Origin of the sequence: Enterobacter sp. BNK-8, assembly GCF_048685095.1 — a bacterium.
GTDB lineage: Bacteria > Pseudomonadota > Gammaproteobacteria > Enterobacterales > Enterobacteriaceae > Enterobacter > Enterobacter quasiroggenkampii.
On record NZ_JBLQTN010000001.1, the window covers coordinates 1,339,218 to 1,355,659 of the forward strand.

Here is a 16,442-nt window from a genome sequence, read left to right on the forward strand (position 1 = left end):
GATTAACGCCTGAGGTTATCGTTAGCCCACGAAACCGCCTGAGTTCGGTTTTTCACAGCTATCTTCTTGAAAAGATTATAAAGGTGCGTCTTTACCGTATTTTCGCTGATAAATAACGAACGGGCGATTTCAATATTTGAAGCACCAATGCGTAACTTATTCAGGATCTCTTTCTCACGGTGCGTGAGCAGTGCTGACTCTGAGCTGTTATAGCGATAATTTCCGGAATGCGTAATGAGATAGCTGGCAAGCTTTTGCGAAAAATAACACTCGCCGCGCAATATACCTTGCAGGCCCTCAACCACCCGGTCTTCTTCTTCCGTGACGTAGAACACGCCATTGATATGCGGCCAGCTTTCAATATCTCTGAAGGGATATTCGTCAGGTGTATTCAACAATAGCACGCGGATATTATTGTTTTTCCTGCTTAAAATATCCTGCCAGTAATGGATAAGCTTTTTATCAGCTTCCATCATATCGAACAGAATGATGCTGCCAGGGACAATATCATCAAAAGAACGTTGAATATTATGCAATTTCCCGTTCAGTGATAAAGATTGCTTTAAATGTTGTAATAACGCTGTCGCTTGCAAAGAAGGTTTTGTGATCAACAGTAATGTATGACCATGTAAACTATGGACTTCATTATACATGATGAAACCCCACTTTTTTTGGCACCTGGCAGCTGCCCTCCTGTTTATTAGAGGACACCAGAAGTACTGACAGATGTTGCACTGCTGTGTGTAGAATCAGACCATAACCTCCACAGGGAGGTAAATATAAAACCAATTTCGTACATCTAATTTCAATCTAGCTTTTACGAAGTTTAAAGCAAGTGTTAAACATGTAACTGAATGTAAAAATCAATATTAATTTGTGAAATTAGCTTGTAATGAATGGCGAGAAATGATGAGAAAGTTGTACATATTAATAGAGGTGCACAGATTTTAAAAATCATACAAATATTTATAATTATTTGATTTATAGAGTTATTTGTTATTTTGATGAAACGATAATTAAGTATGAGTTACAGGTTGGTTCTAAGTCCAGGAATGAGCAGTGGTCTGGCTTAAGAAAACAGGGGTCGTGTCACGCACTGAGAAAAAATGTTCTTCAGCCGTTACGTTTAAACACCCGGGAAGACCCGTGGACAGCCTTCGCTTCGCTGTACAACCCTTTCGCAAAACACCTGTAATAAAAAATATAAGCTGGCCTGAATAAAGTGTTTTTTGATGTAAATTACGACTTTGTGGTGATCTGAAAAATAAAAATAAGCCGCGCGGGTGAGATATTTAAAATGTTTCAGCGGACATACTCTTCACCGTAACGACGCGTTAACACAATACGAATCGTTTTTACAAGCAACACGGTTATACGGTTATGGTGTGATTCAATAACCAGGTCCAGGGTGACAACATGAAATACACATCGTTATTTATGGTGTTTACATTACTGGGTGCGCCTGGATTTGTAACCGCAGCGAATTCAGATTTAGCCAATCCTGAATATAACTTTGCGGTTAACGAATTAAGTCTTTCATCACTCAATCAGGCAGCCATTATTGGTCAACAGGGTGTTTTCAATGACGCTCAGGTTCGCCAGGAGGGTTCAAAACTCTTGTCCATTGTTTCCCAGGATGGGGCAGGTAACAGAGCGAGAGTTGATCAATCAGGGGGTTACAATATTGCCTGGATCGATCAGAGCGGTAACGCGAATGATGCAGGTATTACGCAAGATGGATACGGTAATAGCGCGAAAATTATCCAGAAAGGGTCGGGTAATAGAGCAAATATTACGCAGTACGGTACGCAGAAAACCGCAGTTGTAGTGCAGAAACAGTCGCAAATGGCGATTAACGTTATTCAACATTAGCGCCTTCGCGACGACTTTAATCAATCCGATGGGGGTTTACCATGAAATTTCTCAAAGTGGCAGCGCTTGCAGCAATCGTAGTTTCTGGTAGTGCTATGGCGGGTTCTATTAATCAGGGCGGCTGGGGTCATGGACATGGTCATGGCGGATACAGTGGCCCAAATTCAACCCTGAATATTTATCAGGACGGTGGCGGTAACTCCGCGGTTGCTCTGCAGACAGACGCCAGAAATTCCGTGCTGAATATTACCCAGAAAGGTGGCGGTAACGGCGCTGACGTTGGTCAGGGTTCTGATGACAGTAAAATCAACCTGACCCAGAAAGGATTTGGCAACAGTGCAACACTTGATCAGTGGAACAGTAAAAAATCTGTTATGAACGTTAGCCAGTCCGGCGGCTTTAACGGTGCCCTCGTAGACCAGACTGCTTCTAACTCTACTGTCAACGTTACCCAGATCGGCTTCGGTAACCACGCGACAGCTCATCAGTACTGATACTGAAATCTGTGCTACAAAAAAACAGGGCTGATGCCCTGTTTTTTTTCGGGAGTTCATCATGAATACCTTAATTCTCCTTGCCGCGCTTTCCAGCCAGATAACCTTCAAAACGTCGCAGCAGGAAAATATGACCACCATTATTCCGCAGGTCACTCTGGCGCAGCCGTGTGATTGTCAGGTTCAGATTGTTTCCGTTCGGGAAGGGCAGGGGGGACAAAGTTCGTCCCGACAGCAAAATACCCTTTTTATACCCGCTAATCAGACGATTGATTTAATGCGCCTGAGTTTAAATATTAACGCAGGAGACACGGTAAAAATCGTTGTCACCGTCTCAGATGGAAAATCGCTTCATTTATCACAACAGTGGTCGCCAGCGGGAAGTTCGATCTAAACATTCATGGAATCAATGGCTTGTGAATGTGGCGGGTCTGCACCGTTGAGCTATGCTGATATCAGGGACCAGGTCATTATGTTCCTTAACGTGAGACTTCGTTTGTCATAATGAAGTGCGTTTACCCCTCAAGGACGATTTTCATTGAGGAGTACCTATAATGAACCACTCTTTCGCTCGACTCGTGACGGGTCTGGGCCTGACCGTTTCTGTTTTTAGCCTCCCGGTTTATTCCGCTACCATTGTGAACGGTGGCGTCATTCATTTTCGCGGTGCCATTGTTGCCGACCCCTGTGAAGTTTCGCCGCATCAGAGACAGTTTGCCTTGTCCTGCCCGGATAATAATCGTATGCAAACGCGCATGGTCAGCTATGAAGAGGCGCTTAATGGCCACGTGTCCGATTCGAACCTGGCATCGCTGCGCATGAAATACCTCAACCCTGAAAAAACGCTCGCGGTTGTCGAAATACAGTATCGATAACGCTCTCTCTTCCGCTTTGTGCGGAAGAGGATTTTTTCTGATAGTTTTTTCTCCCGGGCAGCCCTGCGATACACTTAAGAAAAAGGCGGGTTGCAGAGGGGCTTTATGAAACCGCAAATTGAAGTGATTCATGGCGATATTACGACCATGCATGTCGACGTCATCGTCAATGCCGCCAATCCCTCCCTGATGGGGGGAGGCGGTGTGGACGGGGCTATCCACCGGGCTGCCGGACCGCAGCTGCTGGAAGCCTGCAAAACCGTGCGGCAACAGCAGGGTGAGTGTCCTCCCGGTCATGCGGTCATTACGCTTGCGGGGGATCTGCCTGCCAGAGCGGTAATTCACGCCGTAGGGCCTGTCTGGCACGGTGGCGATCGGCATGAGGCGAGTATTCTGGAAGAGGCGTACCGGAACTGTCTGCGGCTGGCTGCCGACAACGGCTATAAAACAATGGCGTTTCCGGCCATCAGTACCGGTGTGTATGGCTATCCTAAGGCGGCTGCCGCGACGATCGCCGTCGAAACCGTTTACCGCTACCTGTCGCTAAAACCGATGCCTGAGAAGGTTATCTTTGTCTGTTTCGACGAAGAAACTACCCACCTTTATCAACGGTTGCTGACCCAGCGCGGGCAGGAACTGGACACCTGAAGAAAGCGCGGCGCACTCAGTGCGCCGCGGTTGTTTATGAGGCTTTTACCTGTGGTTTTCCTGAAAAGAGGAAACGCAGGAGCGGGATCCGCAGATGGATTTCATAGAGCACGATCGCAATCCCCACGACAAACACCAGACCGGTAAAGAACCCCAGCGTGTTGGAGGCGATATGCGGGGTGATATAAGCCCCGAAGAAAAGCGTTAACGGGTGATGCACCAGATAAATAAACAGCGAAGCATTGACGAAGTAGGTCACACGGCTGGACTTAAAGTTCAGCAGGCGGTGGCCGAGCGCGAATACCACGTTCACCATCCACAAACCCAGCAGCATGGTGATCACGCTTTCCGTTTCGTACATCCAGGCGTCGCCGCTGCCGTAGCGCTGATTCAGCAGATAGGCTGCGAACGCGAAGGCCGCACCTATCGCGCACCACGGTGACGGAGTGGTAAACAGTGCTTTCAGCTTCGGATAAATAAACGCCAGCGCGCCGATTAAAAAGAACGGGATGTAGAACAGCGACTGCATCACCACGAAATTAAAGAGCCCGTCGCTTAAAATCGGCGAATAGACGATAAGCAGGGTCCGTCGCACGGCAGCATAAGCGATCCCCAACAGCAAGAAGAGCACTGACAGTTTGCCCATCGTAACGTTGGCGAAAAAGGCGTCGGCTGTCGAACTCAGGTGGTGGCGCAGGCGGCTAAAAATGAACAGACTCACCGTGGTGAGCACCACCAGGACCAGCAGGAACCACAGGTGAGACACCAGCTCCCAGACCAGCGTATTGTACTTTTCATACAGCGACAGATTCGGCCAGTTCTCCGCTTTGCCTTTGACGTACTGCAGCATCATGAACTGAGGCAGCGTCAGCAGCGGAATCGCGGTCAGCATGGGGATCCCCACGCGCTCGACGCGCACCTTCCACCAGCGTTTAAGCGGGTATCGCAGAAACAGCATGTAAGAGAAATAGCCGGAGATGACAAAAAACACCTGCATACGGAAGGCGTGAATAAAGTCATTAAACAGCGTCAGCCACCAGGACGGCATCTGGCTATTCACATGCCAGGTGTGGCTGGAGTAAATCAGTGATATGTGAAAAGGGATCCCCAATAGCATCAGCCATGCCCGGATCGAGTCGAGGAAATATTCACGTTCTGTTGGTGTTGTGCTCATATAACGTTGTGCATTCTCAGACTTTTCGTCTTATCCCTAAGACTCATAATGGTTACATTCGAAAGCAACCCTACACCAAGACCGACACCCTGTCTCCAGGATAAGCACGCAAAGTGAATAATGGGTTCTTTCATTTGCTTAATCCATGAGCCAGCAGCTGAACAAAGCAGTGATAATGTTGTCGGATTGCCTGAGTTTCCATTAAAATGGATCGGATCGATATAAGCACACAAAGGGGGAAGTGCTTACTTATTATGAAACATAAACCACAGATGATGAAAATGCGTTGGTTAGGTGCTGCAGTGGTGTTATCACTGTATACCTCATCGGCACTGGCCTTTAACATCGACGATGTCGCAAAACAGGCAAAATCGATGGCGGGCAAGAGCTACGAAGCGCCGAAAAGTAACTTGCCCTCCGTTTTCCGCGATATGAAATATGCGGACTATCAGCAGATCCAGTTCAATCACGACAAAGCCTACTGGAGCAACATCAAGACCCCGTTCAAGCTTGAGTTTTATCATCAGGGTATGTATTTCGACACGCCTGTTGCCATCAATGAAGTGACGGCCACAGCGGTACGTAAGATTAAATACAGCCCGGATTACTTCAATTTTGGCAATGTGCAACACGACAAAGATACGGTGAAAGACCTGGGCTTCGCTGGCTTTAAGGTGCTTTACCCGATCAACAGCAAAGATAAAAACGACGAAATCGTCAGCATGCTTGGTGCCAGCTATTTCCGCGTGATTGGCGCGGGGCAGGTATACGGGCTTTCTGCGCGCGGACTGGCTATTGATACCGCGCTGCCATCAGGTGAAGAATTCCCACGTTTCCGTGAGTTCTGGATTGAACGTCCAAAACCAACGGACAAACGTCTGACTATCTATGCGCTGCTGGATTCTCCGCGTGCGACCGGTGCCTATCGCTTTGTGATCATGCCGGGTCGTGACACGGTGGTTGACGTGCAGTCTAAGGTTTACCTGCGTGATAAAGTGGGCAAACTGGGCGTTGCGCCGCTGACCAGTATGTTCCTGTTTGGGCCGAACCAGCCGTCACCAGCAACCAACTTCCGCCCAGAACTGCATGACTCCAACGGTCTGTCTATTCACGCCGGTAACGGAGAGTGGATCTGGCGTCCGCTGAACAACCCGAAACATCTGGCGGTGAGCAGCTTCGCAATGGAAAACCCACAAGGTTTTGGCCTGCTGCAGCGTGGTCGTCAGTTCTCCCGCTTTGAAGATCTGGACGACCGCTATGACCAGCGCCCAAGCGCCTGGGTCACGCCAAACGGTGACTGGGGTAAAGGTAAGATCGAGCTGGTAGAAATTCCAACCAACGACGAAACCAACGATAACATCGTCGCTTACTGGACGCCGGATCAGTTGCCGGAAGCCGGTAAAGAGATGAACTTCAAGTACACCATCACCTTCAGCCGCGACGAAGATAAGCTGCATGCGCCGGATAACGCGTATGTGATGCAGACTCGCCGCTCAACGGGTGATGTGAAGCAGTCTAATCTTATCCGTCAGCCTGACGGTACCGTGGCCTTTGTCGTGGACTTCACAGGCCAGGATATGAAGAAACTGTCACCGGACACTGCCGTTGCCGCTCAGGCCAGCATCGGTGAGAACGGTGAAATCGTTGAGAATACCGTGCGTTACAACCCGGTAACAAAAGGCTGGCGTCTGACCCTGCGCGTGAAAGTGAAAGATCCGAAACAGACCACTGAAATGCGTGCAGCGCTGGTCAGTAACGATCAGCCGCTGAGTGAAACCTGGAGCTATCAGCTACCTGCCAATGAATAATACATCTGAATATATTGATGCTATGCCGCTGACGGATATCGAAAAAGCGGCACTGCCTAAGAGCGACATCCGCGCGGTTCACACCGCGCTGGATGGTGAACATCGTCAGTTTTCCCGTGATGATGATACGCCGCTGGGGTCAGTAAAGGCACGTCTGGAGCAGGCCTGGCCGGACTCGCTGGCAGAAGGGCAGTTGATTAAAGACGACGAAGGGCGCGATCAGCTTCAGGCGATGCCGAAGGCCACGCGTTCCTCAATGTTTCCCGATCCATGGCGCACCAACCCGGTGGGCCGCTTCTGGGATCGCCTGCGCGGGCGTGATGTGACGCCCCGCTATCTGTCACGCCTGACGAAAGAAGAGCAGGCTTCCGAACAGAAATGGCGTACCGTGGGGACCATCCGTCGCTACATCCTGCTGCTGCTGACGCTGGCGCAGACGGTCGTCGCGACCTGGTATATGAAAACCATCCTGCCTTATCAGGGCTGGGCGTTTATCAACCCGACGGACATGATGGGCCAGGATCTCTGGGTCTCCTTCATGCAGCTGCTGCCGTACATCCTGCAGAGCGGCATCCTTCTGCTGTTCGCGGTTCTCTTCTGCTGGGTCTCGGCTGGTTTCTGGACCGCGCTGATGGGCTTCCTGCAGCTGCTGATGGGGCGTGACAAATACAGCATTTCGGCGTCAACGGTCGGGGATGAACCCCTCAATCCTGAGCACCGTACCGCGCTGATTATGCCTATCTGTAACGAAGACGTTGACCGCGTGTTTGCGGGTCTGCGTGCCACCTGGGAGTCCGTAAAGGCGACTGGCAACGCGGAGCATTTCGACGTTTACATCCTGAGCGACAGTTACAACCCGGATATCTGCGTGGCGGAACAAAAAGCGTGGATGGAGCTGATTGCGGAAGTGCAGGGCGAAGGGCAGATCTTCTACCGTCGTCGCCGCCGTCGTGTGAAGCGTAAAAGCGGTAACATCGATGACTTCTGCCGTCGCTGGGGTAATCAGTACAGCTATATGGTCGTGCTGGATGCGGACTCCGTCATGAGCGGTGACTGCCTGAGCGGTCTGGTGCGTCTGATGGAAGCCAATCCGAACGCGGGTATCATTCAGTCTTCGCCAAAAGCCTCCGGTATGGACACCCTCTATGCGCGCTGCCAGCAGTTCGCCACCCGTGTTTACGGGCCGCTGTTTACGGCGGGTCTGCACTTCTGGCAGCTGGGTGAATCGCACTACTGGGGTCACAACGCCATTATCCGCGTGAAGCCGTTCATTGAACACTGTGCGCTGGCGCCGCTGCCGGGCGAGGGTTCGTTTGCCGGTTCTATTCTGTCGCATGACTTCGTGGAAGCGGCGCTGATGCGTCGTGCTGGCTGGGGCGTCTGGATTGCCTACGACCTGCCGGGATCGTACGAAGAGCTGCCGCCGAACCTGCTGGACGAACTCAAGCGTGACCGCCGCTGGTGTCACGGTAACCTGATGAACTTCCGCCTGTTCCTGGTGAAAGGGATGCACCCGGTTCACCGTGCAGTGTTCCTGACGGGCGTGATGTCTTATCTCTCCGCACCGCTGTGGTTTATGTTCCTTGCGCTCTCTACTGCGCTGCAGGTCGTGCATGCCCTGACGGAGCCGCAATACTTCCTGCAACCGCGGCAGCTGTTCCCGGTGTGGCCACAGTGGCGCCCTGAACTGGCGATTGCGCTGTTTGCCTCCACCATGGTGCTGCTGTTCCTGCCTAAGCTGCTCAGCATCATCCTGATCTGGTGCAAAGGCTCGAAAGAGTACGGCGGTTTCTTCCGCGTGACCCTTTCACTGCTGCTGGAAGTGCTGTTCTCCGTGCTGCTGGCACCGGTGCGTATGCTGTTCCACACCGTGTTCGTGGTCAGTGCGTTCCTGGGCTGGGAAGTGGTCTGGAACTCACCGCAGCGTGATGACGACTCCACGCCGTGGAGCGAAGCCTTTATGCGCCACGGTTCTCAGCTGCTGCTGGGTCTGGTGTGGGCGGCCGGGATGGCGTGGCTGGATCTGCGCTTCCTGTTCTGGCTGGCGCCGATTGTCTTCTCGCTGATCCTGTCGCCGTTTGTCTCCGTGATCTCCAGCCGTTCGACGGTGGGGCTGCGGACCAAACGCTGGAAGCTGTTCCTGATCCCGGAAGAGTATTCCCCGCCGCAGGTGCTGGTGGACACCGATCGTTATCTCGAGCAGAACCGCAATCGCACGCTGGATGACGGCTTTATGCACGCGGTGTTTAACCCGTCATTTAACGCACTGGCAACGGCGATGGCCACCGCGCGCCACCGTGCCAGCCAGGTGCTGGAGATTGCCCGCGATCGTCACGTTGAGCAGGCGCTGAACGAGACCCCGGAAAAACTCAACCGTGACCGTCGTCTGGTCCTGTTGAGCGACCCGGTCACGATGGCGCGTCTTCACTACCGCGTGTGGTCCGCTCCGGAGAGATACTCTTCGTGGGTAAACTACTATAAAGAACTGAAGCTGAACCCGCTGGCGTTGAAGGCGAAGTAAGTGGTTAAGTAGAGCGGGTAAGCGAAGCGCCACCCGCCAGATAAAATACCGGCTTAATCGCCGGTATTTTTTTAGAGGTTACTCATGAGAATAATCATCGTCGTTCTGATGGCATGCCTGCTCAGCGGCTGCGGCAGCATCATCAGCCGCACCATTCCAGGGCAAGGCCACGGGAATCAGTATTACCCTGGCGTGAAATGGGATCTCCGTGACTCCGCATGGCGCTACCTCACCGTGCTGGATCTGCCATTCTCGCTAATTTTCGACACGCTGCTGCTGCCGATCGATGCCAGCCACGGCCCTTACGAGTAGCGTAAATTAACGCTCGTCCCACTCATCGGCTGCGGTTTGACCTTCTTCCGTATCGAGCGGTGGCTCGAGCTGAAATTCGCCCTCATCCCACTCGTGCAGGGTGTTCTCTTCCAGCCATTCCTGCCGCAGTTCGATTTCATCATAGTCACCGTCAAAGACGGCCTGCGCACCTTCACCGCTCAGGACCGGCAGACATTCCCCTTCTTCACCTTCATCGGCAAAGAATTCGGCCTGCCACATAATATCCCCATCCTGCAGAACGTATTTTTGGATATTAAGTTGTTGCACGTCAGCATCTTCTTCTTCAACGCCGGGGTTATCGGCGAGGAACTCTTCACGAGCGGCATCAATAGCTTCTTCCAGCGTGGCGTACATGGTCATTGGTGTCTCCCTGTTTTCCAGAAGGTTTCAGGGAAAGAATAGCTGAATATCTGATTCTGCAAGTATGAATACGAAAATAAGCTTCAGGCGTTCGTCTTATTCAGCCACCGGCCGTAACGCGCGGGATAAACTGAACCACGAATAGATCGCATTAAACAGCACTACGCCTGCCGTCACGATAAAGACGGCGCGAAAACCAAAGCTGGCGGAAATGCCAGCCCCGAGGAGCGGCCCGGTGACGTTACCGATGTCGCGAAATGACTGGTTATAGCTGAATATACGCCCGGCAATCTGGTTTGTGGAGTTGTAGACCAGCAGGGTTTGAACGGCGGGCAGTAACGCGCCGTCGGCGGCGCCCAGTAAAAAGCGCAGAACACCAAGCTGCCAGGGCGAGTGCACCATCGACATGGGGATCAGCAGCAGGACAGAGATCACCAGCGCACAGATCAGAATTTTTTCCGGGCCGACGCGGTCTCCCAGTTTCCCCAGCCTCGGGGCGCTGAGCAATGCCGCCACACCGGGCACGGATGCGATCAGTCCGCTAATAAATGCAATATTGCTGACGTTGCCCGCCAGATCGCGAACGTACAGCGTGAGGATAGGAGCAATCGATCCGGTTGCAACCTGAATAATCAGGGTCGTCACGAACAGACTCAGTACCAGTCTGGGATTTTTGAGCGAGGTCAGCACCTCCCTGGCGTGGAGCATCTCTTTCTTCGCAACGGGTGTGAAGTTTTCCCGAATACAGAGCAGGGTGACGATAAAGCACAGGAACAGCACGCTGGCGGTGATGAAGAATACCGGGCGCAGGCCATAGCTGTCGGCCAGGAGTCCGCCGGCCAGGGGCCCCAGCAGGGCACCGCTCACGCCGCCGGTTGAGAGCGTGCCCAGCGCCCAGCCGCTCTTATGGCGAGGAATTTGTGTGGCAATCAGGGCATTGGCATTCGGAATAAAGCCTCCCAGTAGGCCCAGCAACGCGCGCAAAATCAGGAACTGCCAGACGTTTTGCGCCACGCCCATCAGCGCCATGATGATGGCCATCCCCAGCGCCGAGCGGAGCAGCATAATTTTTCGCCCCTTGCGGTCGGCAAGGCCACCCCAGAAGGGCGAGGCCATCGCGGAAAACAGGAACGTGATGCTGAATACCAGGCCGGACCACATATTGAGCGCGCTGTGGCCCGTCACGCCCAGCTGTTCGACGTAAAGCGGCAGGAAAGGCATGACCAGGCTAAACGCTGCACCGGTGAGAAAACAGCCAAGCCACGCAACCGTGAGGTTACGCTTCCAGCTTATGGGGGCATCTGAGGGTGACATAACAATCCGCATAATGAGGTGCTGAGCACCTGAAGCATGAAGTAATAAGCCTGCTAATTATGCGCCTGGGTTATGATTGCCGCAATGAGGGGGAGCTTTTAAAGCTAAAACAGCATGCGGCCCTGAGGGCCGCACGTTGAAAATCAATAGCGGGACGGCGTGCCTTTTGGCCGGGTTTTAAAGCGACGGTGCAGCCACATATACTGCTCCGGGGCGAGCATGATGCACTTCTCCACAACGCTGTTCATCCAGCGTGCGGTGGTTTCTGCATCGTCAAGCGGCGGTGCGAGTTCCGGCTCCAGCATCATAAGCTCGTAGCCCGAACCGTCCGGCTTGCGACGGGGAACAAAAGGCACGATGGCGGCTTTGGACATCCGCGCCAGCATCCAGGTACCGGTGGTTGTCGCGGCCTCTTCAACGGCGAAGAAGGGGACAAAAACGCTGGCCTGTGGGCCATAGTCGTGGTCGGGGGCATACCAGACCACTTCACCGGATTTCAGCGCGCGGATCATTCCCTTCAGATCTTTACGGTCGATCATGCTTTTGTTAGAGCGCATGCGGCCGTTGGTCTGGATTAAATCGATGACCGGGTTATCGTTAGGGCGATAAACGCCAATGCCGGGCGCCTGCATGCCGAACATACGCGCCCCGATTTCCAGCGTCAGAAAATGGACGCCGATCAGCAGAACGCCCGTCTGGTTGGCCTGAAGCGTATGCACCGGATCCATGCCGGTTCCCGTCACCTCACTCCAGCGAGCCATGCGTTTGTCCGGCCAGAACCACGCCATGCCGGTTTCCATAAGCCCCATCCCGACGGATTCGAAATTCTTCGCGACCATGTCGTGACGCTCTGATTCGCTCATCTGCGGAAAACACAGCTCAAGGTTGCGGTACGCGATTCTGGCGCGACGCTTCATAAACAGCTGTGCGAAACGGCCCAGAAATTTACCCAACCGAAAAATAATAGGGTAGGGAAGCTGTACCAGAAGCCATAAAAAGCCGATGCCAAGCCAGGTCAACCAATAGCGGGGATGCAAAAGGGCGGCAGTAAATGTTGGTAACTGGGTCATGTCTTTCCTGTGTTCAAACGTCCTGTTTTGCTAGTGTCTCATTTTTTGAGGCGTAGCCAAAATATCTGCTTTCGAAGCGTGCACGAATACAGCAATTGTTAAGCCTGATTAATCAGGGTGTGTGAAATGTAGCGTAAATTGTGTGGATGTAAATTGGTTTTGTTTGCTATATGATGCCGACCGAATTTTCATTCTCTCTAACGATTCCAGGACTGTACACCATGCCAGTGTTACACAACCGCGTGTCGAATGAGATGTTAAAAGCGCGTATGTTGGCTGAAACCGAACCGCGCACCACCATCTCATTCTATAAATACTTCACGATCGACGATCCGCAGGCGACCCGCGATGCGCTTTATCAGGCGTTCACAGCGCTGAACGTCTTCGGCCGCGTCTACCTTGCCCGTGAAGGCATTAACGCGCAGATTAGCGTACCGGAAAGCAAAGTCAGCGCCTTCCGTGACGTACTTTATCAGTTTGACCCGGCCCTTAACGGCTTACGCCTGAACATTGCCCTGGATGATGACGGGAAATCCTTCTGGGTGCTGCGCATGAAGGTGCGTGAACGCATCGTGGCGGACGGTATCGACGATCCTGAGTTTAACCCGGCGGACGTCGGTGAATACCTGAAGGCGGCGGAAGTGAATGCGATGCTGGACGATCCGGATGCCGTGTTTATTGATATGCGTAACCACTATGAGTATGAGGTGGGGCATTTCGAGAACGCGATGGAAATCCCGGCCGATACCTTCCGCGAGCAGCTGCCGAAAGCGGTTGAGATGATGCAGGAGCATAAAGATAAAAAGATCGTTATGTACTGCACCGGCGGTATCCGCTGTGAGAAAGCCAGCGCGTGGATGAAGCACAACGGCTTTAATAAGGTCTGGCACATTGAAGGCGGCATTATCGAGTACGCACGCCGCGCCCGTGAGCAGGGGCTGCCGGTACGCTTTATCGGGAAAAACTTTGTCTTTGACGAGCGTATGGGCGAACGTATTTCGGACGACGTCATTGCCCAGTGCCACCAGTGCGGCGCGCCGTGCGATACCCACACCAACTGCAAAAATGACGGTTGCCATCTGCTGTTCATTCAGTGCCCGGCCTGTGCCGAGAAGTTTAACGGTTGCTGTAGCGAGCTGTGCAGCGAAGAGAGCATCCTGCCGGAAGAAGAGCAGCGTCGCCGTCGCGCAGGACGTGAAAACGGCAACAAGATTTTCAATAAATCACGCGGTCGTCTGAATACCAAACTGGGTATCCCTGACCCGGAATGATAATAACGCCCGGCACGGTGAAAGCCTGCCGGGCGACATTATTACGATTTCTGCTGTACACCTTCAACGGAAATAATCAGCTCCACGTCCTGAGACGCCGGGCCTAAATCCGTTGTGATATTAAAATCTTTCAGGTGAATTTTCCCTGCCGCTTCAAAACCTGCGCGTTTACCTCCCCACGGGTCATCACCCTGACCCAGTAATTTCGCATCAAGCGTGACCGGTTTGGTTACGCCGTTAAGCGTCAGGTTGCCGGTAATATTCAGCTTATCGCCGTCTTTCTTCACCTCAGTAGAAGTGAAGGTCGCCTGCGGGAATTTCGCGACGTTGAGGAACTCCCCACTGCGCAGGTGTTTATCGCGCTCTGCGTGGTTTGTGTCGACGCTGTTCGTATTAATCGTCACATTGACTTTATCGGCCGCAGGATTTTTTTCGTCAAAGGTGAACGTGCCGTCAAAATCCTTAAAGGTACCGTACAGCCAGCTATATCCCAGGTGCTGAATACGGAAATTGACGAAAGCGTGCTGACCCTCTTTATCAATTTTATAATCCGCCGCCACGGCGGAACCGGCGGTGAATAACAGAGAACCCAGTGCGATACCCAGCAGGTGTTTTTTCATTTTATGCTCCAGAGTCAACTGACGAGCGGCCAAGCATGCGCTTTAGCGTATCGTCTTTATCAATAAAATGGTGTTTGAGGGCGGCAAGCCCGTGAAGTAAGGACAGGATCACCACGCTCCAGGCAAGCCAGAGGTGAATGACCCCCGCCGTGTCGGCCTGCGCCCCGGCATCGCTCAGTGTTGCCGGAACGTCGAACAGGCCGAAGACGTTAATCGGCTTACCGTCAGCCGTCGAAATGAGATAGCCGCTAATCAGGATGCCAAACAGCAGTGCATAGAGCGCAATATGCGCGGCGACGGCACTGAGGCGGGTAAATTTACTGTGGGTCTTTGGCGCAGCGGGCGGCGGGGAAATATGTCGCCAGATCACGCGGAAAACCAGCCCCAGCATCAGCAGGACACCAATGCTTTTATGCAACTCCGGCGCCTGGTGATACCAGCCATCGTAATAGCTGAGCGTGACCATCCAGAGTCCAAGTCCAAACATACCGTAGACGGCAAGAGCAAATATCCAGTGCAAACCTATGGATATTATTCCGTAGCGCCGGGAGGAGTTACGCAATTGCATCAGAATGTCCATTTTCAAATTAACCGGAAAGTAAAAATGAACGGGAAGGCGGGATATTGCAACTGAAATAATTGTCTATTGATTTTTATTTTATTTATTTCAGCAATTTTGAAAAGGATCGCTAGCGCTAATTCAATCTCTTCGTGCAAGCGAAATGGTGAGTTTCAATAAAGATAAATTAACGTCAATTATTGTCAGTAAGGCTTTTCAGTAAAATACAATGTAAACAAAATCAATAATGGCCAACAGCGCCCACAATAAGAGATAGAGCATAAAATGCTCGCGAATATTATTCATCAGAAAGCTAACGATCCTGCGCATAACGCCCCGTAATGCAGTGTGAATGAAACGGGCCCCGGGACGTCCGGTGCCCGTGGCGAATTATCCGTTAAAACGCGAGAGGGAGAAGGGCGTCAGATCAAACTGCGGTGCAATACCCTGGGCAAACTGCGCGGCGATTTCACCCAGCACGGAAGCAAACTTAAAGCCGTGGCCGCTCAGTCCGGTGATGAGCAGCGTGTTGTCATGCCCCGGCAGCGTATCAATGATAAAGTCTTCATCCGGCGTGTTGTCGTAGGTACAGGCCGCGCCATAAAGCAAGCCGCCGACGCCCGGAAGAATAGTGCGCAGGAACGAGAAGGCTTCCGAACCATCCTGAGGAAAGGCGCCGAAAGGCTTGCGCTCTTCAGGGGAGGAGATTGCCTGGCCCCCGTTGTGTTTACCGATTTTCAGCGCGTCTTTTTCTGACGGGAAGCCGTAGAACTGGTCGCCGTTGGGTAATTCGCCGGTGAAGGCCGGGAATTTATTCTGGACGCTGTAACGACCATCCGACTGGAACCAGGAGAAGACCTTGCGCACCGGCTGGATCGGCAGATCGGGCAGCAGACGGGTAACCCAGGTTCCCGCGCTGACCAGCAGGCGATCCGCGGAATATTCACCGTCAAGGGTCGTTACCGTGACGCCATTACCGTCATGGGTGATGGCGTCTACCGGACAGTTGAACAGCTGCGCGCAGCCTGCCTTCTCGGCCAGCTCGATCCAGGTCTTGATCGCCGTTTCACAATGCAGCACACCAGAGTGGGCTTCAAAGAGGCCAATATAATCGTCCGGGACGCTAATTTCGGGCCAGCGCGCGCTAATGCCCGTCGCGTCCAGTTTCTCAACGTCCAGATTAAACGTTTTCGCGCTGCGTTCGACGCCGGCGAGAAATTCAGAATGGGCCGGGCCCAGGTTGATAACGCCGGTACGTTCGAAAATGCGGTCTTCAGTCTGTTTCGCCAGTTCGTCCCACAGCGTCTGGGCGCGAAGCACCAGCGGAACATAGCGCTCGCCTTCGCCATACGCATGGCGGATGAGGCGGGTATCGCCATGATGGCTGCCCTCCGCATGAGGCGGAAGATGGCTATCGATCATCAGGACCTTCAGGCCCGCCTGCGTCGCGTAATAACCGGCGGCAGAACCCACGGATCCGCTGCCAATAATGATTAAGTCGTATCTCATATGCATCTCGTAAA

At 52.7% G+C, this 16,442-nt stretch carries 18 protein-coding genes; 9 read left to right on the forward strand and 9 right to left on the reverse strand.

Annotated features, from left to right (window positions below; translation table 11 throughout):
* Positions 1 to 2: 2 nt before the first annotated feature.
* On the reverse strand, positions 3 to 653 hold the full coding sequence (csgD, locus tag ACMGGU_RS06395; RefSeq protein WP_045357116.1) for a biofilm master transcriptional regulator CsgD: 651 nt from the start codon (positions 651 to 653) through the stop codon (positions 3 to 5).
* A gap of 763 nt (positions 654 to 1,416) precedes the next feature.
* Here csgD and csgB point away from each other — a divergent pair.
* The 5 genes from csgB to ymdB all read left to right on the forward strand — a co-directional run bounded on the left by csgB (position 1,417) and on the right by ymdB (position 3,889).
* Positions 1,417 to 1,872, forward strand: a complete 456-nt coding sequence (gene csgB / locus ACMGGU_RS06400) for a curli minor subunit CsgB (RefSeq protein WP_048027369.1) — start codon at positions 1,417 to 1,419, stop codon at positions 1,870 to 1,872.
* Between the two features lie 41 nt (positions 1,873 to 1,913).
* Positions 1,914 to 2,366 carry a curli major subunit CsgA gene (csgA, locus tag ACMGGU_RS06405; RefSeq protein WP_008500842.1) on the forward strand — a complete coding sequence of 151 codons (453 nt, stop codon included), beginning with the start codon at positions 1,914 to 1,916 and terminating at the stop codon, positions 2,364 to 2,366.
* A 61-nt stretch (positions 2,367 to 2,427) separates the two neighbouring features.
* On the forward strand, positions 2,428 to 2,760 hold the full coding sequence (gene csgC / locus ACMGGU_RS06410) for a curli assembly chaperone CsgC (protein ID WP_104948888.1): 333 nt from the start codon (positions 2,428 to 2,430) through the stop codon (positions 2,758 to 2,760).
* 160 nt (positions 2,761 to 2,920) lie between these two features.
* Entirely contained in the window at positions 2,921 to 3,241 is a 321-nt protein-coding gene (locus tag ACMGGU_RS06415; protein ID WP_325841551.1) for a type 1 fimbrial protein, read from the forward strand.
* A gap of 105 nt (positions 3,242 to 3,346) precedes the next feature.
* Positions 3,347 to 3,889: an O-acetyl-ADP-ribose deacetylase gene (gene ymdB, locus ACMGGU_RS06420; RefSeq protein WP_045908290.1), complete on the forward strand. Its 543-nt coding sequence runs from the start codon at positions 3,347 to 3,349 to the stop codon at positions 3,887 to 3,889.
* A gap of 34 nt (positions 3,890 to 3,923) precedes the next feature.
* Here ymdB and mdoC read toward each other — a convergent pair whose 3' ends face one another.
* Positions 3,924 to 5,063: a glucans biosynthesis protein MdoC gene (gene mdoC, locus ACMGGU_RS06425; protein ID WP_395299963.1), complete on the reverse strand. Its 1,140-nt coding sequence runs from the start codon at positions 5,061 to 5,063 to the stop codon at positions 3,924 to 3,926.
* 254 nt (positions 5,064 to 5,317) lie between these two features.
* On the opposite strand from mdoC, the gene mdoG reads away from it, so the two are divergent.
* From mdoG to ACMGGU_RS06440, 3 genes are all read left to right on the forward strand, one after another.
* Positions 5,318 to 6,871 (forward strand): glucans biosynthesis protein MdoG, encoded by a 1,554-nt coding sequence (mdoG, locus tag ACMGGU_RS06430; protein WP_395299964.1) that lies wholly within the window; start codon positions 5,318 to 5,320, stop codon positions 6,869 to 6,871.
* Positions 6,864 to 9,392, forward strand: a complete 2,529-nt coding sequence (mdoH, locus tag ACMGGU_RS06435; RefSeq protein ID WP_045908288.1) for a glucans biosynthesis glucosyltransferase MdoH — start codon at positions 6,864 to 6,866, stop codon at positions 9,390 to 9,392. Before mdoG ends, mdoH begins: the two co-directional genes overlap by 8 nt.
* Positions 9,393 to 9,476: 84 nt before the next feature.
* Positions 9,477 to 9,704 (forward strand): YceK/YidQ family lipoprotein, encoded by a 228-nt coding sequence (locus tag ACMGGU_RS06440; RefSeq protein ID WP_008500835.1) that lies wholly within the window; start codon positions 9,477 to 9,479, stop codon positions 9,702 to 9,704.
* Positions 9,705 to 9,710: 6 nt separating this feature from the next.
* Here the strand turns inward: ACMGGU_RS06440 and ACMGGU_RS06445 are convergent, their stop codons facing one another.
* The 3 genes from ACMGGU_RS06445 to ACMGGU_RS06455 all read right to left on the reverse strand — a co-directional run bounded on the left by ACMGGU_RS06445 (position 9,711) and on the right by ACMGGU_RS06455 (position 12,469).
* The gene (locus ACMGGU_RS06445) at positions 9,711 to 10,085 is read right to left on the reverse strand and encodes a MysB family protein (RefSeq protein WP_008500834.1); all 375 of its coding nucleotides are present in this window, start codon (positions 10,083 to 10,085) and stop codon (positions 9,711 to 9,713) included.
* A gap of 96 nt (positions 10,086 to 10,181) precedes the next feature.
* Positions 10,182 to 11,399, reverse strand: coding sequence for a multidrug efflux MFS transporter MdtG (gene mdtG, locus ACMGGU_RS06450; protein ID WP_069719455.1), 1,218 nt, complete (start codon positions 11,397 to 11,399; stop codon positions 10,182 to 10,184).
* 143 nt (positions 11,400 to 11,542) lie between these two features.
* Positions 11,543 to 12,469 carry a Kdo(2)-lipid IV(A) acyltransferase gene (locus ACMGGU_RS06455; protein WP_420300333.1) on the reverse strand — a complete coding sequence of 309 codons (927 nt, stop codon included), beginning with the start codon at positions 12,467 to 12,469 and terminating at the stop codon, positions 11,543 to 11,545.
* A gap of 221 nt (positions 12,470 to 12,690) precedes the next feature.
* Between ACMGGU_RS06455 and ACMGGU_RS06460 the strand changes: the two genes are divergently transcribed.
* Entirely contained in the window at positions 12,691 to 13,740 is a 1,050-nt protein-coding gene (locus ACMGGU_RS06460; RefSeq protein WP_008500831.1) for a rhodanese-related sulfurtransferase, read from the forward strand.
* A 41-nt stretch (positions 13,741 to 13,781) separates the two neighbouring features.
* Here ACMGGU_RS06460 and ACMGGU_RS06465 read toward each other — a convergent pair whose 3' ends face one another.
* From ACMGGU_RS06465 to solA, 4 genes are all read right to left on the reverse strand, one after another.
* Positions 13,782 to 14,360, reverse strand: coding sequence for a YceI family protein (locus tag ACMGGU_RS06465; RefSeq protein WP_045401851.1), 579 nt, complete (start codon positions 14,358 to 14,360; stop codon positions 13,782 to 13,784).
* Between the two features lies 1 nt (position 14,361).
* A complete protein-coding gene (locus tag ACMGGU_RS06470; protein ID WP_262796083.1) occupies positions 14,362 to 14,928 on the reverse strand; it encodes a cytochrome b in 567 nt (188 codons plus the stop codon).
* A 207-nt stretch (positions 14,929 to 15,135) separates the two neighbouring features.
* Positions 15,136 to 15,249 (reverse strand): DUF2770 family protein, encoded by a 114-nt coding sequence (locus ACMGGU_RS06475; protein ID WP_032645429.1) that lies wholly within the window; start codon positions 15,247 to 15,249, stop codon positions 15,136 to 15,138.
* 60 nt (positions 15,250 to 15,309) lie between these two features.
* On the reverse strand, positions 15,310 to 16,428 hold the full coding sequence (gene solA, locus ACMGGU_RS06480) for an N-methyl-L-tryptophan oxidase (RefSeq protein ID WP_420300334.1): 1,119 nt from the start codon (positions 16,426 to 16,428) through the stop codon (positions 15,310 to 15,312).
* Between the last annotated feature and the right edge of the window lie 14 nt (positions 16,429 to 16,442).

Excerpts from the sequence above, each read along its gene's own strand:
- ACMGGU_RS06465 (WP_045401851.1), bottom strand. The coding sequence starts at position 14,360 with ATGAAAAAACACCTGCTGGGTATCGCACTGGGTTCTCTGTTATTCACC.
- csgC (WP_104948888.1), top strand. The coding sequence starts at position 2,428 with ATGAATACCTTAATTCTCCTTGCCGCGCTTTCCAGCCAGATAACCTTC.
- csgD (WP_045357116.1), bottom strand. The coding sequence starts at position 653 with ATGTATAATGAAGTCCATAGTTTACATGGTCATACATTACTGTTGATC.
- csgA (WP_008500842.1), top strand. The coding sequence starts at position 1,914 with ATGAAATTTCTCAAAGTGGCAGCGCTTGCAGCAATCGTAGTTTCTGGT.
- ACMGGU_RS06440 (WP_008500835.1), top strand. The coding sequence starts at position 9,477 with ATGAGAATAATCATCGTCGTTCTGATGGCATGCCTGCTCAGCGGCTGC.
- ACMGGU_RS06470 (WP_262796083.1), bottom strand. The coding sequence starts at position 14,928 with ATGCAATTGCGTAACTCCTCCCGGCGCTACGGAATAATATCCATAGGT.
- ACMGGU_RS06445 (WP_008500834.1), bottom strand. The coding sequence starts at position 10,085 with ATGACCATGTACGCCACGCTGGAAGAAGCTATTGATGCCGCTCGTGAA.
- ymdB (WP_045908290.1), top strand. The coding sequence starts at position 3,347 with ATGAAACCGCAAATTGAAGTGATTCATGGCGATATTACGACCATGCAT.
- solA (WP_420300334.1), bottom strand. The coding sequence starts at position 16,428 with ATGAGATACGACTTAATCATTATTGGCAGCGGATCCGTGGGTTCTGCC.
- mdtG (WP_069719455.1), bottom strand. The coding sequence starts at position 11,399 with ATGTCACCCTCAGATGCCCCCATAAGCTGGAAGCGTAACCTCACGGTT.
- mdoG (WP_395299964.1), top strand. The coding sequence starts at position 5,318 with ATGAAACATAAACCACAGATGATGAAAATGCGTTGGTTAGGTGCTGCA.
- ACMGGU_RS06460 (WP_008500831.1), top strand. The coding sequence starts at position 12,691 with ATGCCAGTGTTACACAACCGCGTGTCGAATGAGATGTTAAAAGCGCGT.
- csgB (WP_048027369.1), top strand. The coding sequence starts at position 1,417 with ATGAAATACACATCGTTATTTATGGTGTTTACATTACTGGGTGCGCCT.
- mdoH (WP_045908288.1), top strand. The coding sequence starts at position 6,864 with ATGAATAATACATCTGAATATATTGATGCTATGCCGCTGACGGATATC.
- mdoC (WP_395299963.1), bottom strand. The coding sequence starts at position 5,063 with ATGAGCACAACACCAACAGAACGTGAATATTTCCTCGACTCGATCCGG.
- ACMGGU_RS06455 (WP_420300333.1), bottom strand. The coding sequence starts at position 12,469 with ATGACCCAGTTACCAACATTTACTGCCGCCCTTTTGCATCCCCGCTAT.
- ACMGGU_RS06475 (WP_032645429.1), bottom strand. The coding sequence starts at position 15,249 with ATGCGCAGGATCGTTAGCTTTCTGATGAATAATATTCGCGAGCATTTT.
- ACMGGU_RS06415 (WP_325841551.1), top strand. The coding sequence starts at position 2,921 with ATGAACCACTCTTTCGCTCGACTCGTGACGGGTCTGGGCCTGACCGTT.